Here is a 16,717-nt window from a genome sequence, read left to right as displayed (position 1 = left end):
CCGATGGGATGAGTTGGACTGCTGCTGTTACCTCTTACTTTTTAGCGGGTTTTTTAAATATATGTCGGAGGATAGAGGGCATTTTAGGAAATAGGTTGCTACTATAAGTTTAAGGCTAAATATTTAAGTGTAAAACTCAAATAAACTAGCCTATAAAAACTAAAAATAAAGAGGAAAAATTCACATGAGTATGGAAAATCGCATGAAAGCCACGGCTAAGAATATCGAAGGGAAAGCCCAAGAAGCTTTCGGGGACCTGACGGGAGACCCCAAGCAAAAAGCAGTGGGTCAAGCCAAGCAAATCGAAGCCAATATTGAACATGGGGTCGAAAACTTAAAAGAAGAACTGGATATCAAGAGAACTCAAATAGAAGAGTTGTAGGCGAGTCAAGGGATCAGGGCCAGGGTATTGATACCCTGGCCCTTTTTTATGGAAGCTAAAAACCCCCGAATTAGACAAAATGGGATAGGAAGCTGCTTAGATTTCAGCGATCCCCGATTTGAAATCTTAAGGGGTAGGACGAGAATATATCCATTGATAGATGCTTTAGCCGGGTGATCGTTGCTAATCTTAATTCAGATAAAAACCAGTCAAAAAGACGGAGAATAATATGAGCGCTGAAGATAGAGTTAATGCAACGATGAAGAATGTAGAAGGGAAAGCACAAGAAGCGTTAGGAAACGTGACCGGCGATCCCAAAGATAAGGCTCAGGGCAAAATGAAGCAAGCTGAAGCTGAAACCCAACACGCCAAAGAAGATATCAAAGATAACTTAAAAGAAGCTCTGGACTAGAGCTTAATCTTTGAAGAGAGGGAAGGGCGGGGAGACTCCCCGCCTTTCCCTCCAGTCTTAACCCTTTTGCTTTCAGGTGAAGGGAAACCTTCCAATGCCCCATTTTCAGAGGGGAAATTGGAGAAAAATTCAATATTTTGTTTAAAGGTTTGTTGAAGGGGTCGGTCCAAAATTTGATAAAACAGTGATCAATTCACCTCTCAATAAACCGGCATCCCCTGAGAACGGGGTGGTAAATTACTATAAATTTGGGAGGAAAATTCAGGTGAGTCTGTTTAAGCGAGTTCAGAAAGGGTTGACCGCTTTGGTCTTGGTATTAGTCCTCAGCGTGGTCAGCGCTTGTAGTGCAGGAGCTCCGACGGCGCAGCAACCCAACCGCCTCTCCCCTTCCGTGACGAGTCCGCACAATTACAGCCAACTTGAACGGGGTAATACTCAAACCGGGGAGAATTTTGGCAACTGGGTGGTAAGAAATGCCAAAGGACTGATTCAAGATGCCTATGTGCGAGACAATGATAAATTAGGGGTGGTGATTACGCCGGAAGTGCGACCGAATGAAGTGCGAGAGTTAGCCCGATCGCTGGCTCAAGGCTTTCATCACAACTTCCCCAATCGGAATTTAAAAGTGATGGTGTATGCACCGGATAAACAACTGATTCTGACGGCTGATTATGATGTGCAGTCCCAGCAGATTCAGTATAAGGCGGGATAGGGTGTGAGGCCAAATTGCCCCCCTGTTGACGACCGATCGACAGTAAAGAATAAATTAGGAGAATAAGATGGCGACCAGTGACGAATATAAACGGGAAATTATGGGCGATTTGGCAAGAGGCGATCGCGACATGATGCCGAATGCTCCCCAGACCGACGATTATCAAAATTTTGATGATTTTGCCCAGCGCTCGACGCGGGAAGAGCGTAAGCGCTTATTTGGCGAGTCTCTGCAACACGATCGCATTCCTCCGGCCCAGATGGAACCGGAACTGAGAAAAGCGATCGCCCAAATTAAGCCCGATGAACGGGATGATGTGGCCCAGGAGTTCTTTAAAGAACTGAAAAAACGCGGACTGAGCGATCGGGATTTAGAAAAACAACTCGCTCTTTCTAGTCATCATCCCAAGAAAATGTCGGCAGATGATGTGTCCAAATTAGCCGCATTTGCCTATCACGCTCATCCTGATATTTTCCGGGATGTGTTAGCGGATAAACCCTGGATGATGAAGTTTTTGAGTAATCCCTTAGTCGCGGCTATTTTAGGAATTGCTGCGGCAAAATGGCTGAGTAATCGCAAGTAAGGCGAGGATCAGGCGGATTTAATAAATTGGGGGCCAAGGGGCGATCGCAACGCATCGCCCCTTGGCCCTTTTCTTCAGATCCCCCCCGTAGCGAATCTGCAAGAACCCTAGGATGCCCGAGGAACGGCTATCCCCGCTTATGATCCCAATAAGATTTTTTTTGAGAGTTTTACAAAAATTTACAGTAATGTAGAGTGCGATGAACTCGTCTGCAGATCCTTCAACCCGTATAATTAAGGCTTAAGTTAGAACCCTAAAAAAGATCTGACAGCGAAAGCTAGTCTCCGACTCATGAAATAAGGCCCTATCGCCATCGATGAGGTAGAAACGTACCGATTCAACCGTGCTAAAACAGGGCGGAAACGAGACGGATTTTCAGGAGGAAAGGAAAACTAACCCAGTGTTTTTGGAGGAGAATCCCGAGATGGCGGATAGCGCGATCGCTGATGAAACTGAGAAACCCAACCCAGAAAACGAACCCCAAGATAGTATGAAGAAAATACAAGATAAATTACCTGAAAAAGCCGCCCCGGAAGGCATTCAGCTCTATCGGCAAGGGGGTTTACCCGGAAACCGCCCCATCGGACTGAGCAACTTTGAGATTTCTGACAGTATCAACCTGTCCGGCAACCGTCCCGTTGAGGCTAGTAATTTTATCGTCGCCGATACCTTAAACTCCTCGGGAATTCGTCCGATTGGGGCGAGTCTGATTCATGTCGCCCACTCCATGCAGGTATCTGGAAATCGTCCGATTACAGAAAGCACCATCCTCATGAACTGCGATCATTTGATGGGAAACCGGCCCATTTGCTCGAATGACGTGGATGAGAGTGAGGGATTGATGGGTTTCCTCGATTAACCTAGAGAGGGGAATTACGGCCTCACTCAGCTACCTAGGGCCGCTGTTTTCCCGCCAAAAGTCCCCGGCGATCGCGCACAAGGGACGAGGGAAGAATGGGGCATTCGCAGCGATCGCCCCCGGTGATAGGCGCATTAGATCGCACCCTTCGATTGGAGCCCCCCCTAGCTCCCTGAGATCCCCCCCTGCCCCCCTTCTGAAGGGGGGAGCCGGAGGAATAAATGTTTCCATCAGGGGGGGACCTGGAAAGTCCCCCTTTTTAAGGGGGATTTAGGGGGGATTTTGAATGAGGAATAAATCTTTCCATACCAACCCGAGACAGGCTATACCTGCCACAGGGCGATCGTTTGGTCCCAACTCCCGGAAACCAACACACTCCCATCGGGACTAAAGGTCAGCGATCGCACAGCATCGGAATGTCCCACTAGGGACGCAATTTGTTCTCCCGTTTTCCTATTCCACAGGGCCACAGTTTTATCCCAACTCCCAGAAGCGAGTCTCTCTCCATCGGGATGAAACGTGACGGCATTCACCACATCGGAATGTCCCACCAGGGAGGCGATTTGCTCTCCAGTCTGGGAATTCCACAGGGCCACGGTTTTATCCCAACTACTAGAGGCCAAAACCTGCCCATCGGGACTAAATGCGACCCCTGTCACCCCGGCAGAATGGCCGGTGAGGGTCCGCAATGTTTCTCCTGTCTGTAAATTCCACAGGGCAATCTGACTATCGCTACTGCCTCCCGCTAAAATTTTGCTATCGGGACTAATCGCTAGGGATTGAATCTCCCCCAGTTCCTCCCCCTCCAAAGTGAGGGTCCATTCCAGTTTACCTGTCCCTAGATTCCAGCGTTTCAAGGTGCGATCGCCACTGGTACTCACCAGAATGTTGCCATCGGGGGCCATTGCCAGGGCTAAAACAGGTTCCTGATGACCGCCAAACCATCGCCCCAACTGGCGAATGGGCTTCAAGCGGCCCAAATCCCAAACCTGAATCTTTTTATCCGTCCCGCAACTGACCAAACATTGACCATCCCGGGAAAAAATCACCCCCAGAACCGCTCCAGAATGTCCGCAGAGGGTATGGAGTTTTTGACCCGAGGTTAAATCCCATAGGGCGATCGTGTGGTCCAAACTGCTGCTGGCAAGGGTTTTTCCATCCGGCGAGACGGCCACGGAACTCACCCGGTCTAAGTGGCCTGAGAAGGTCTCAACCGATCGCCCTATCATAGGTTCAGGCATTATAATTGTTTGAATTCAAGTGGTTTTGCTGAATATTTTACTGGCAATCGGCTCACCTGCTGACCGTCCCGCTTTAAGCAGCCTGATTAAGGGTCATCTTCTGGGCGGGTGTATTCTTGACCACCAAGGGGAGGGCAATCTCAAACACCGACCCTCGTCCCAGTTCACTTTCCACCGCGATCGCCCCTCCCATCATCTCGCAAAATTTTTTAACCAACGCTAAACCCAATCCCGTCCCGCCATACTTGCGCGTAGTCGAATCATCCCCCTGCACAAAGGGTTGAAACAGTTGGGCGATTTGTTCGGAACTCATGCCAATTCCTGTATCCCGGACCCGAAATAGAATCCAGGGCGTTTCACTTGGGGGGAGAGGCGTAGAATTTAGGGTGACCTGTTCCCCGGTATTTTCTGCGGGATTTGTAATCCTCACCTCTACCATAATTTTGCCCTTTTTTGTAAATTTAGCCGCATTACTCAGCAGGTTTAAGAGGATTTGTCGGACCTTGGTGAGATCCGCTGTCATCATTCCCATTGGGTGAGGATAATCTAAGCAGATTGCATTACCATTCGCCAGCAGCAAGGGCTCAAGGGTGGTTACTACCTCATGAATCAACTGGGGGACATCGAAGGCATCCAAACACAAGTCCATTTTGCCTGCTTCAATTTTAGAAATATCTAAAATATCACTGACGATCGCCAAGAGATTTTTGCCCGCAATGTTAATTTTTTGGAGGTCACTGATCAACTGTTCATCGGCGAGAATCTCCTCTACTTCTTCTTGCAGGAGTTCGCTATACCCCACGATCGCATTCAGTGGCGTTCGCAATTCGTGGCTCATATTGGCTAAAAACGTACTTTTAGCCCGACTGGCAGCTTGGGCAGCGTAAACCGCTGCCTCTAATTCTAAACTGTGTTCTTCCACCTGGCGAGAACGAACTTCTAACCCTTTGAGTAAACAGTTGACCTGTTGTGCCATTGTATTCAGAGTCGAAGAGAGCACGCCAATTTCATCTCCTGAAACCAGGGGCGATCGCGCTGTTAAATCCCCGGATGCTAATCGTTGGGCGGTTTGAGTCACCCCATTTAATGCCCGGGTAATTCGGGAAACGACAAAAAAAGCCACCCCCATTGATAGAATGCTCAACAGGAGTAGCATTAGCAATAAATATTGACTGCGTTGCGCTGCGGCCATCACCGCATCCCCCCATTGCAACATTTCCGCGTGGGGTGTAGACATTTGCTCAACCCGCTGAATTAGGGCGGCGATATTTCGCTGAATTTCTGCTGCTGTCAGCCACTCTAAGCCCAATGCCACCCAGGCGATCGCCACTAAACTGCTAAATAAGCTCATCAGTTTGGCATTGATTCCCCAGCGGAAGCCTCGTTGAGAGAGTCCGGCGGCCCAAGGATAGCGGGCGAGAAAGGGGTCTGGTGCAATAGCCTCCCGGGAGTTCCAAATTTCCACGATCGCCCCATCGGGCTTGATTTGCCCTATGCGGACCGTATTCCACAGATGCTGAGTTTTGGCATCCAGTTTGACTAACCCTTTAGGGGTGACCAATTCTATATTTTTCGCCGCTGCCTTCACCTTCGCCACTTGAGTAGACTGGGCTTTTTCCACGGCTTTTTTCCACAAGTAGACCCCCAGATACCCCGAGGCGATCGGGTCCGAAGTAACGCGATCGCTGCCATACTTGGCTTTATAGGCCCTCACGAATTTCTGGTTTTCCAGGGTATCGATGCTTTGAAAGTAATTCCACGCCACCCAATGTCCGGCGATCGCCTCGGCCCCTATTTCCCGGACCTCCGCCTCGGCAACACTCACAGACATCACCGGCAAGTCCTGCGGGGTCAACCCCGCTTGATTTAACTCTCGGAAAAAGGCTACATTCGTATCGCCATTGAGGGTATTGAAGACGGCATCCGGTTGTACGGAAAGAATATGGGCGATCGCGGTACTCACCTCTCGCGAACCCAGGGGAATGTATTCTTCCCCCGCTAAAACCGCATCTTGGGCTACTAATTGCGCTTTAATAATTTGATTCGCTGTCCGGGGGAAAATATAATCTGACCCGAGTAAATAAATGTGGCGAAAGCCCCGATCCAATAAATATTGGACCGCCGGAACAATTTGTTGATTGGGTGCTGCACCCGTATAGAAAATATTGGGAGACTGTTCTAATCCTTCATATTGGACCGGATAAAACAACAATCCATTTAATTCCTCCAAAATCGGGAGTACCGCCTTGCGTGAGGCAGAGGTCCAGCAGCCAAAAACCACTTCCACTTGCTCTTGAGTGAGTAATTGTTTGGCTTTGTCCGCAAAAGTTTTTAAATTGCTTTCCCCATCGGCAATCACGGCTTCTAAGGGGCGGCCCAATACCCCACCGGCGGCATTAATTTCTTCAATCGCTAACAGGGTGGCATCTTTGACGGATACTTCACCGATCGACATCGTACCCGTTAGGGAATGTAACACCCCGACTTTAATGGGTTGATTAGGGGATTGGACGCGATCATCCACTGAAAAATTCCGCTCATACATAGGGGATTGAGTAACATTCGTGAGGGGTGGTTAGAGTTTAGTGAGGGGTCAGATTTCCACAGCAACGGTTCGCCATCAGTGCAATGCAACCAGGGGGCGATCGCCGTCTCGGGATAACCGGGGACCTCAAATTGGGATCGCTGCTTCCCGCTTGCTTCAAAGGCAACGGAAAGCAGACGGGCCAAATCTATTTGGATCAAATAACCGATGACTCCTTAATGCCCAAACTGTACTGTAGGCTACCGAAATCTACCGCCGTCCAGTGTTGCCCAAGGGCCGGGGAGTGCTGGAGATGATGGTAACGTTACTCCTCTAATCTAGCAGCGATCGATATCACCAATGAAACGGGCCTTCTGCACCCCGGGAAAACTCGTCAAAATCCTGGGAAAGCGCCTATAGTAGTGATCTGCTGCTAATTTTTATCCGAGAGGTTATTCATGTCCCGGTTTCGCTTTTTTTCCTTGACTTTAGCCTGCTGTTTGATATTCGGTTTTGGATTGTTCGGTTGTACCAGTCTCAATAGCACGAGTGCCAATTCCGACCTCGAAGCACAAGTCTTGGAGATTATTCGGAATAATCCCCAAGTTATTATTGAATCGGTGCAAGCCTATCAAGAGAACCAACAAAATGAGGTTCAGCAAGCAAGGCAAGCTTTCTTACAGCAAATGACTACCGACCCGGGCGCAATTATCGGGAACTCTCCCCTTAAAGGGTCTCCTCAAAAAAATATCGTGATTGTGGAATTTTCTGACTTTCAATGTCCGTTTTGTGCCCAAGCTCACGCAACGGTGAATCAGTTTATGGCGAAACATCAGTCTGAGGTCACCTTGACTTACAAGCATCTGCCTTTGACGCAAATTCATGCCCAAGCACTTCCCGCAGCACAAGCGGCTTGGGCCGCTCAACAACAGGGGAAATTCTGGGAATATCATGATGCATTATTCCAACAGCAAGAGCAGTTGGGAGAAGCGTTATATGGGACGATCGCCCAAACCTTAAATTTAGATTTAGAGAAATTTAATAGCGATCGCCAGAGTGAAACCGCCCAAGCCGCCATTGAGGAAGACCTCATGTTGGCCCGTAAATTAGGCATTAATGGAACGCCGTTCTTTTTCATGAATGAAGAACCGTTCTCCGGGGCCATAGAATTATCAGAAATGGAAACAATTTTAGCGAGAATTAAAAGTGCGGGTCGATAAATTATTCTCGCCTTTTATCACGAGTCCGGGCCGCTTGTTTCCCGATTAGGACAACCCCAACGATCCAGGTCGCTTATTCAATTCATCCGTCATCTACGCGACCTGGAACCCATTGAAAAAACAGGGACATTCCAGGACAGATTCCTTGGCGATCGCCGAGGTATCCCCTTCAAATCGGGCAGTTCGGGAAAAGCGCCTCCCCGGGCGATCGCCTCCGGGTGGCAAGGGCAACCGGCAATCTGCACCTCTTCACCCCAAGTCCCGACCGATCATCAGGCATGGCGATGACTGTAGCATTCCTCTAGGGCCATTACATCCCCTCCCCTGGGGGAAACCATCCGATCGCCTTCGGATCTGAACCGTTGAGACAGTTTTGGGCAGTTTTTCCGGTATAATCCCATAACCTGAATGCTAGGTGGAGACAGGGTTAAAGGCTGCATCCTACTGAATCGAGATCGGTCAATTATAATTAAAGATAATTCTCCGGTTACCAAAAAATTTCCGGTGCGATCTCCAATCTTATCCTATGGAAAATCGATGAAATTGATAGTTATTCAGGTTAATCCACCCCCTAAAGTTGAGAATTTCCCCCTTGGGCAATGGCGACTTGTCAGATGATCCCATCCTCTCAAGTCTTTTAAGAGTAGAGTGTTGGCGATCGCCACCCTTAAACCCCTCCACTGCCTGTCGAGTATCGGGAACCCCAAGGGAATACCCAGGGTGTCGGGGTCGGGTTATTTCGGCAAACTTAAACGGGTCAAAGGCGGGCGATCGGTTTAATCTAAACTTGAATTATTTCCCCCAATCTTTCCTCCTTAAACTTAATTTCAGTCGAAGATTCCACTCTTTTTACCCCTATTTAGATCTGAGATCAAAGAACTTATGACCAGTGGCGCTTTACCCAATGGGCAGCACCCAGATTCCCCCAATCTGGACGGGCAGTCCACACCCCTTTATAAAAATGAAGAAATTATTTATAGCTTTTTCCTCACCCTGGTGACCACGAATTCTCCGGAAATCGTCACCCTTGAGTTTAAAACCTTATTCATTGAATTTGTAAATACCGATAAAAATACCGATGCTTGGAATGTTCTGTTTCGGATTCTTTATGCGGAAGATGAAGACAAATTTCATAAAATCCTCAACCGCTGTTGTTACATTCTCGTCAATAATTGGCAATCCACTCGCCACAATGCTGCCATTCAGGACCTCATCCAAATATTTGAGGACAAAACGATTGGCTCTTATACCGCTTCTATGAGTTTACAGCGGCTCCGAAATTGGTTAACTAATTTCTCCAATAGCCAAGATTACAAAGCCCTGGAACTGTTTGCTTCGCGCACCGATGATGGTCATTGGAGTCATCGCTATTCGAGTTATTTATTAGCTCATCAATCGGTCTTTGGTAAATCCCAAGAACAAAAAGAAGCCGCCAAAGCCCTCTCGCGCCAACTCAAAGAACGGTTTAAGTTTGACCTCGCTATGTACACTGCGCGGTCCCAATCTCAAATTATGCCTGCGGAAGTCACGAACAAAAACCCAACGGGGTTGGGCAATGATGTCCTCCGACTGATTAAAACCGTGGTCGCTAAACGAGGACCTTACAATTATGTAAATTTGGCTAATATTTTTGTCAATCAAACTCAAGGAATTCCTTATAAATCTTTTAAAATTGCCTTAAAAAAGTATCTAATTTTTTCCGTGGAACATCAAACTTTTGTAGATACGATTAATAGCAAGCTTTCCCATAAATTATTGGAGTTGGGGAAAAATCATGATTCAGAAATATTAACTCCTCTATTACTCGAAACTACTTGCAAAAAAACCATTGAATTTTTAACCACAGAAACGGGTAAAGAACCCTCTTTGTTATTTATTTTATTATTGGCAAATGGCAATCCCATGACCTTAGCGATCGTCCTTTTGAAGTTGGTGTTAATTTGTAAATCCTGTTCCCCTCACTTAGAAGCCTGTTTAGCTAATTTAATCCGCTACTATGAGGAACAGTCACAAACAGAATGCAAGTGGCTGATCAACTTTTTAGAAGTTGTGAGAATCACCTTCGCCATTTATGCTGACAACGTAGAGTATAATGTAGTGAGATGGGAGGGAGACTCCGCCACGGGATTCTCGGATAGTGAGAATAAAAAATACCGAATTTTTTCCTCAGTCAAGCGCCCGATCGCGGAACCCGAGGATGAAGGATAAGGCCCACTCCCGTGGGAAAAGCGTTACACTTTGGCGATAATACTTTGATGATTTGATATTCATGCTTTCATCCGAAACCCAGAGAACGAATCCGCCCTCACCTGTTGCCACTACTGCCCTGGATGTGGGCGGCATGAAATGTGCCGGTTGTGTCCAAGCGGTAGAACGTCAACTCACACAACAACCTGGGGTGATTTCCGCCCAGGTCAATTTGGTCACGGAAGTGGCCGCAGTGGAGTATGAACCGGACAAAATTGACCCGGCACAACTGGCCGAAAAATTGACCGCATCAGGATTCCCCACGGAACTGCGTTGTAGCACCCCGGATGGACAGGGGGAGAATGCCCAAACTCGTCGCCACCGGGAATCCATTCGCGCCGCCATCTGGAATCTGGCGATCGCCACCCTGTTAATCCTCCTCTCCGGACTCGGACACCTCGGCCAACTCGGACTCCTCAACCAAATCGGATTTCATTGGGCCTTAGCAACAGCGGCGATCGCCATTCCAGGCCGTCCCATCCTCATCGAAGGGGTCCGCGCCTTATGGCGCAACAGTCCCAACATGAATACCCTAGTCGGATTAGGCGCACTCAGTGCCTATCTCGCTAGTTGCATCGCCTTCCTGTTTCCCCAACTCAAATGGGAATGCTTTTTTGATGAACCCGTGATGTTACTCGGATTTATCCTCCTCGGACGCACCCTAGAACAACTGGCAAGGCAACGCGCCGCCGCCTCTCTCCAGGCCCTAATCTCCCTCAAACCCGCTACCGCCCGCTTAATTACAACCCCCCTCTCTGCGGCAACTGATTCCGACTCCCCCCCCTTCACCCTGGAAATCAGCGCCGATCGCGTCAAAGTCGGGGAATTGGTCCAAGTCCTCCCAGGCGAAAAAATCCCCGTGGATGGAGAAATCATCTCCGGCAGTACCACCCTTGATGAGTCCATGTTGACCGGCGAATCCCTCCCGGTCCTCAAACAAACCGGGGATCCCGTGGTTGGGGGAACCCTGAATCAGTCCGGCGTTATTGTCATCCGCGCCACCCGCATTGGTGGAGAAACCACCCTCGCGCAAATTGTCGCCCTCGTGGAAGAGGCCCAAACCCGCAAAGCACCAATTCAAAACCTCGCGGATACTGTGGCGGGATACTTTACCTACGGTGTCATTGCGATCGCTACGGTTACCTTTGTATTCTGGTACTTAATCGGCACGCACCTGTTTCCCCAAGTGTTACAACCGGCGATGCAGTTGACCCCCCTCTTACCGATGGCAGGGCACCTCCATTCCCTGATGGAACCGACGTCCCCCTTGTTACTCAGTTTAAAACTGGCGATCGCCGTCTTAGTCATCGCTTGTCCCTGTTCCCTGGGACTCGCCACCCCCACCGCCCTCCTCGTCGGCACTAGCATGGGTGCAGAACGCGGATTACTGATTCGCGGGGGAGACATTCTCGAAGGAGTGGCCCAAATTGATACGGTGATTTTTGATAAAACGGGTACTCTCACCACCGGAGAACCGGAAGTCACGGATTGTCTTTGCAAGGACTCGGTTGATGCCACCGAACTGCTGCAACTCGCCGCTACAGTGGAAAGCGGGACCAATCATCCCCTCGCCAAGGCGATTTTAAGTGAGTCCAAAACCCGAAATCTCCCTCTCCTGAGTGGCGACTGCTTCCAGACGGAACCGGGATGCGGAGTTTCGGCAACGGTGGAGAATGATGCCATCCTGTTAGGAACTGAGGACTGGTTTAGGCAACAGGGGATAGAGATTTCCCCAGACTGGAGTTCCCGGATCCAAACACTCGCCGAAGCGGGGAAAACCGTTGTGTTAGTGGGGAAAGGGGGAGAATTAATGGGGTGTATCGCCGTGCGCGATCGCCTGCGAGAGGATGCTCAATCCACCCTGGATGCTTGTCGGAATATGGGATTACGGGTGATGATGGTGACGGGCGATCGCCCAGAAGCGGCCCAGGCGATCGGTCAATCCCTGGGACTCAACCCCACCGATATTCTCGCCGGAGTCTCCCCTGCCGGTAAAGCAGAGGCGATCGCGCACCTGCAATCCCAGGCACAATGCGTCGCAATGGTCGGAGATGGCATCAACGATGCCCCTGCCTTAGCGCAAGCGAATATTGGGATTAGTTTAAATGCCGCCACCGATGTTGCCGTAGAAACCGCAGGCATCGTCCTCATGCGCGATTCTCTCCTTGATGTAGTCAGTTCTATCCAACTGAGTCGCGCCACCTTTCGCAAAATTCGGCAAAACTTATTTTGGGCGTTCGCTTACAATATCCTCGGCATTCCCGTCGCTGCGGGTCTGCTACTGCCTCTATGGGGCATCTTATTAAATCCCGCGACTGCTGGTGCATTCATGGCCTTCAGTTCCGTGAGTGTCGTCACTAATTCCCTATTGTTGCGTCGCACTTCATTATAAAAAGCCCCCCTTCTTCAGGGGGGTTGGGGGGATCTCTGTTAGAATTCTGCAAAAGGTCTAGTCTAAATCGGTTCCCATTGCCCCTAATTGGGAACCGATACCCCGATTAACTAGCGGCAGTTTCTAAAAGCTCCCAATAGCGATTTTCTGCGATCGCCTCCGATAGTAGATTAAACATTTGCCGACAACGGTTATCTAAATGCAGGGGCAATTCTTCATTTTTCATCACCACATTCATGCGAACTTCATCGTCTACCCCAACCGTTCTATTTATTAACACTTCCACGGTTACTAACTTGGTAAATGGAACTTCTCCCGGTTGTTCCCGCGCCATAATATAATCCACGGTTTCGTAAATAATATTCAAATTTGCAGCCTCTAAAATTTCTCCAAGCAAGGGCCGGAAATTTTCCAGGGGAACTGCAACGATAAATAAGCCAGTGTAGCGAGCCATAGGCAATTAGGGGCGTTCAACGGTTTGATTCTCCTGATCATACTCAATTAAGACCCTTAATTCAGGATGATGAAGAGATGGACATTTTTAGGGGCTTTTTTGCTCCCTTACTTAACCGGACTAACCTCTTCTTTCTCTACAGGGATAGGGGCGCTTCTCATATCGCCTCGACCTATAGAGTTTAATTTGCTTTCTTGGCATCAGTCCGGTCGATTCACCGCAGACAACAATCTCCGGTGCTAATTTTCAGACCGACTCCCAGTGTTCACCCAAAGGCTAGACCTGATCCGGTCTAAAAAATTAGTTATTCGTGATGTTAAGTGCTTTTTCCGATTTGGTCAACTTTACCCGGTCACAGGTCATCCTCTTTACAACCGCGACCAACCGTAACCGTTTATTCTTCTACCCTCGCACCCCGCATCCTTGATGCTGATGAAGCGGGATTCTCCTGACAGGATAGGATTTAAAAAATTGGGGCTGACCGCAACGCCGTCTTACCTCAGCTTCTGACCTGGAAAAACCAGGTGGGCATCGCGGCTCATAGCTTTACGTTTCCGGATACAATGTCCGGTTTACGGCGACTAGAGCTCTACGATTCCCTTATAAATTAAGGCATAGATCATAAAACACTATTGGCAGTCACCAACGTTGCAGTTCAGCTTTTTCATTGTAATCTATTTCAGAGAAATGACAAGGGGGGCTGGGGAATAATTTGGGGGAGATGGGGTGGATGGGGGAGATAGGGAGGATGGGGGAGATGGGGTGGATGGGGGAGATAGGGAGGATGGGGGAGATGCCTCCGTCCTGAATTTAACGGGACCCTGGGTACCAGATGGATTCAATCTGGTGGGCGAGTTCCTGACAGTGGTGCTGTAAGGCATTTCCGGATATCCCCTCGACGATCGCCGTTACATGACCCATTTTTCGTCCAGGACGGGATTGAGTCTTACCATACCAATATAGATGTGCCCCGGGAACTGCCCGGAGTTGTTGCTGTTTGGCGCTATAGTCGTCTTCAGACTCCTCATATCCCAGCAAATTCACCATGACGGCCCCCGCACAGTTGAGGGAGGGGTCGGGCAAGGGTAAATCGCAAACTGCCCTCAGATGCATTTCAAACTGCGAGGTATTGCAGGCATTGATAGTTAAGTGTCCGCTGTTGTGGGTCCGGGGGGCAATTTCATTGACCAGGACCTGACCCTGGGGGGTTAAAAACAGTTCGATGCCGAAGATACCAACAACCTCTAAGGCGGATAAGAGACGGTGGGCGATCGCCTCCACTTGAGCATTCACCTCCGGGGTCACATCCCCAGGGGCGATCGCACGGCGGCAAACTTGCGCTTCCTGCTGGGTTTCCACCACCGGATAAATCACCACCTCACCGGCCTGATTTCGCGCTGCCATAACTGCCAATTCTCGCTCAAAGGGGATAAATTCTTCCAGCAGGACCGGAGGGCATCCCCAACGTTCCCAGGTGGCGAGGAGAGTTTGGCGATCGCCACAAATCGCCGTTCCCTGACCATCATAGCCATGCCGTCGCGCCTTCATCACTACCTTTTCCGATGGCAGGTCCGGGGTCGGGGGCAGTTCCGTCCCATCAAAGGCCATAAATTTGGGCACCGGCAACCCTAGCGATCGCAAATAACACCGCTGCTCATATTTATCCAAAATGGGCGCTAAAACCGACAATTTCGGGCGGAAGCAGACCCCTTGTCGTTCCAACTCCCCCAACGCCATTAAATCCACAAACTCATTTTCAAACGTAATCACATCGCAGCGTTGAGCGAGTTGCGCCGTAGCCTTAGCATCATCAATCGGTGCTAAAATCACCTCAGCAGCGCGGGCCGCTGCCGGATCACTCTTTTTGGGCGTCTGCACCACCAGTTCAATCCCGAGTGCATCCGCCGCATCCGCCATCATCCAGGCCAGTTGACCCCCGCCTATTACTCCAACCCGGTTTATTTTTTCAGTGCGATCGATCTGGCTCATTGTCAAGTGCAGTTGTTCTGTTTCTGTTTATTTCTAGTCTTTCAGAAAAACTAGACATCTTGCAAAAAAACGGATTGATCCCCCCAACCCCCCTTACTAAGGGGGGCTTCAGAGAATTAATTTTGCAAGATGTCTATTCCTCTGCCCTCCCCCAGTAATAAAACATTTATTCCTCTGGCCTCCCCCTTCTTAAGGGGGACGGGAGGGGGATCGCACGGGGAAAAAGGCAAATCAAACTGGTATTTTGTAAAAAGTCTATTCAATCCTCAACTCTTCCCCTGATTAATTTTATCCCCAAATGATGAAACGTTGGTTTTTGTGGATATTCACCAGCCTTTTTACGGTCGGACTCATCCTCTGGGTGACCCCAGCACGGACTCAAAACAAAGTGGATGGGAACTGTACCTATAATGACATTTCCTTGTTTGGCAAAGTGCAAATTGTCGAGAGTTTTCCGGACTTGAAAATTCAGATGGTTGCTTCATTTCCCGACCTCCGGGTAAAAATGGTTAATTCATTTCCTGATGCTTGTGGCAAGTGGCAGGTGGTTGAGTCGTTCCCGGATTTTAAAGTTAAGGTCGTTGACTCATTTCCCGACCTTAAAATTAAATGGGTTGACTCATCTCCGGGAATTCCTTAAACGCTGCTGCATCAGCGGGTTTCTGTTGCAAAATCGTCGGACTTAAGCCTAAATCTCTTAAGCCCCCCTTCTTAAGGGGGGTTGGGGGGATCAATCCGTTTTTTTACAATAGTTCTGCATTTAGGGTAGGTTTTCAAAATAGGTGGAAGTCCTGTTAGAAAAATTTGCGACCCTTTTGATGGAAATAACTTTCTATAGGCTGCATCTTTACTAATTTTCAACCCATAATTATCACTCCCAAACTCGCTGAAGGGACTACGCCTAAAACTAAGTAAATCGGCGTCCTGTCCTGTGCCCTTCAGGAAAAAATAAACTCGCTCTCAGATAAAATCGGCCCCGGCAATGGGAAAATAAGAGCACGCGCAAGCGTAAGGGGGCGCTTCAGCCATTGGTGCTGGTGCAATCCCGGTCATCAATGAAGGAGATTGCAGTCATGCTCAAACGAATTGCCACAATTATGGTGGTCATAGTTAGTCTGGTCCTCAGTAGTTGTGCGGTTTCAGCCGCCAGTGGACTCAAAAGCCATATCGATAGTACCGATGGATACGAATTCCTGTATCCGAATGGATGGGTGCCCGTGAAGGTGAATAAGGGTCCGGATGTGGTGTATCACGATTTGATAGAAACCCGGGAAAATGTGAGCGTAGTGATTTCTCCAGTTCAAGATGGGAAAACCTTAAGCGAACTGGGTACACCGAGTGAGGTGGGGTATAAACTCTCCAAAAATGCGATCGCCCCGCCGGGATCCGGGCGCGAAGCGGAATTAATTAATGCCGAACAGCGAGAAAAGGGTTCAAAGACTTACTATCTGTTAGAATATGCGGTAAAACTTCCCACCCAAGAGCGACATAATTTTGCCAGTGTTGCGATTAGTCGCGGGAAACTTTTTACGCTAAATGTTTCCACTTCTGAAGCGCGCGCCCAAAAAATGAAAGAGCAGTTTCAAACCGTGGTTGATAGTTTCTCAGTTTACTAAATCGGTAAATATCATAAAGCTGAAATCCCCTCCTTTTTACCTCAACTCTTTTCTTTAAAAGGGGAGGGGGTTCAGTCTTCTACTAA

15 protein-coding genes and 1 other RNA gene are annotated in these 16,717 nt (G+C 48.9%); 10 read left to right on the top strand and 6 right to left on the bottom strand.

What is annotated here, in order from left to right:
- The first annotated feature begins 184 nt into the window (after nt 1-184).
- The 5 genes from NG796_RS07810 (at nt 185) to NG796_RS07790 (ending at nt 2,948) form a co-directional block, all read left to right on the top strand.
- The gene (locus tag NG796_RS07810; protein ID WP_261205341.1) at nt 185-382 is read left to right on the top strand and encodes a CsbD family protein; all 198 of its coding nucleotides are present in this window, start codon (nt 185-187) and stop codon (nt 380-382) included.
- Between the two features lie 229 nt (nt 383-611).
- Nucleotides 612-794, top strand: a complete 183-nt coding sequence (locus NG796_RS07805) for a CsbD family protein (protein WP_261201021.1) — start codon at nt 612-614, stop codon at nt 792-794.
- A gap of 265 nt (nt 795-1,059) precedes the next feature.
- Nucleotides 1,060-1,506 carry a hypothetical protein gene (locus tag NG796_RS07800; protein ID WP_261205340.1) on the top strand — a complete coding sequence of 149 codons (447 nt, stop codon included), beginning with the start codon at nt 1,060-1,062 and terminating at the stop codon, nt 1,504-1,506.
- Between the two features lie 67 nt (nt 1,507-1,573).
- Complete coding sequence (locus tag NG796_RS07795; protein ID WP_261205339.1) at nt 1,574-2,089, top strand: hypothetical protein; 516 nt, start codon at nt 1,574-1,576, stop codon at nt 2,087-2,089.
- 400 nt (nt 2,090-2,489) lie between these two features.
- Nucleotides 2,490-2,948: a hypothetical protein gene (locus NG796_RS07790; protein ID WP_261205338.1), complete on the top strand. Its 459-nt coding sequence runs from the start codon at nt 2,490-2,492 to the stop codon at nt 2,946-2,948.
- A gap of 323 nt (nt 2,949-3,271) precedes the next feature.
- Here the strand turns inward: NG796_RS07790 and NG796_RS07785 are convergent, their stop codons facing one another.
- Nucleotides 3,272-4,189: a WD40 repeat domain-containing protein gene (locus NG796_RS07785; protein ID WP_261205337.1), complete on the bottom strand. Its 918-nt coding sequence runs from the start codon at nt 4,187-4,189 to the stop codon at nt 3,272-3,274.
- Nucleotides 4,190-4,262: 73 nt separating this feature from the next.
- Complete coding sequence (urtA, locus tag NG796_RS07780; RefSeq protein WP_261205336.1) at nt 4,263-6,713, bottom strand: urea ABC transporter substrate-binding protein; 2,451 nt, start codon at nt 6,711-6,713, stop codon at nt 4,263-4,265.
- A gap of 458 nt (nt 6,714-7,171) precedes the next feature.
- Between urtA and NG796_RS07775 the strand changes: the two genes are divergently transcribed.
- Nucleotides 7,172-7,933: a DsbA family protein gene (locus tag NG796_RS07775; protein WP_261205335.1), complete on the top strand. Its 762-nt coding sequence runs from the start codon at nt 7,172-7,174 to the stop codon at nt 7,931-7,933.
- Between the two features lie 93 nt (nt 7,934-8,026).
- Here the strand turns inward: NG796_RS07775 and NG796_RS07770 are convergent, their stop codons facing one another.
- A complete protein-coding gene (locus NG796_RS07770; RefSeq protein ID WP_261205334.1) occupies nt 8,027-8,164 on the bottom strand; it encodes a hypothetical protein in 138 nt (45 codons plus the stop codon).
- 651 nt (nt 8,165-8,815) lie between these two features.
- Here NG796_RS07770 and NG796_RS07765 point away from each other — a divergent pair.
- Nucleotides 8,816-10,141: a hypothetical protein gene (locus NG796_RS07765; protein ID WP_261205333.1), complete on the top strand. Its 1,326-nt coding sequence runs from the start codon at nt 8,816-8,818 to the stop codon at nt 10,139-10,141.
- A 61-nt stretch (nt 10,142-10,202) separates the two neighbouring features.
- On the top strand, nt 10,203-12,572 hold the full coding sequence (locus NG796_RS07760) for a heavy metal translocating P-type ATPase (RefSeq protein WP_261205332.1): 2,370 nt from the start codon (nt 10,203-10,205) through the stop codon (nt 12,570-12,572).
- Between the two features lie 106 nt (nt 12,573-12,678).
- On the opposite strand, the gene NG796_RS07755 is transcribed toward NG796_RS07760, so the two are convergent.
- The 3 genes from NG796_RS07755 to NG796_RS07745 form a co-directional block, all read right to left on the bottom strand.
- Nucleotides 12,679-13,026 carry a hypothetical protein gene (locus tag NG796_RS07755; RefSeq protein ID WP_261205331.1) on the bottom strand — a complete coding sequence of 116 codons (348 nt, stop codon included), beginning with the start codon at nt 13,024-13,026 and terminating at the stop codon, nt 12,679-12,681.
- 475 nt (nt 13,027-13,501) lie between these two features.
- A non-coding RNA gene (gene ssrS, locus NG796_RS07750) (6S RNA) lies at nt 13,502-13,686 on the bottom strand.
- A 150-nt stretch (nt 13,687-13,836) separates the two neighbouring features.
- Nucleotides 13,837-15,015: a 5-(carboxyamino)imidazole ribonucleotide synthase gene (locus NG796_RS07745; RefSeq protein ID WP_261205330.1), complete on the bottom strand. Its 1,179-nt coding sequence runs from the start codon at nt 15,013-15,015 to the stop codon at nt 13,837-13,839.
- A 298-nt stretch (nt 15,016-15,313) separates the two neighbouring features.
- Between NG796_RS07745 and NG796_RS07740 the strand changes: the two genes are divergently transcribed.
- Nucleotides 15,314-15,655: a hypothetical protein gene (locus tag NG796_RS07740; protein WP_261205329.1), complete on the top strand. Its 342-nt coding sequence runs from the start codon at nt 15,314-15,316 to the stop codon at nt 15,653-15,655.
- 433 nt (nt 15,656-16,088) lie between these two features.
- The gene (psbP, locus tag NG796_RS07735; protein WP_261205471.1) at nt 16,089-16,631 is read left to right on the top strand and encodes a photosystem II reaction center PsbP; all 543 of its coding nucleotides are present in this window, start codon (nt 16,089-16,091) and stop codon (nt 16,629-16,631) included.
- The last annotated feature ends 86 nt before the right edge of the window (nt 16,632-16,717 follow it).

Source organism: Laspinema sp. D2d (genome assembly GCF_025370755.1).
Classification (GTDB): domain Bacteria; phylum Cyanobacteriota; class Cyanobacteriia; order Cyanobacteriales; family Laspinemataceae; genus Laspinema.
Note: the sequence above shows the minus strand (reverse complement) of the source record. Positions and strands in the feature narration are given on the sequence as shown.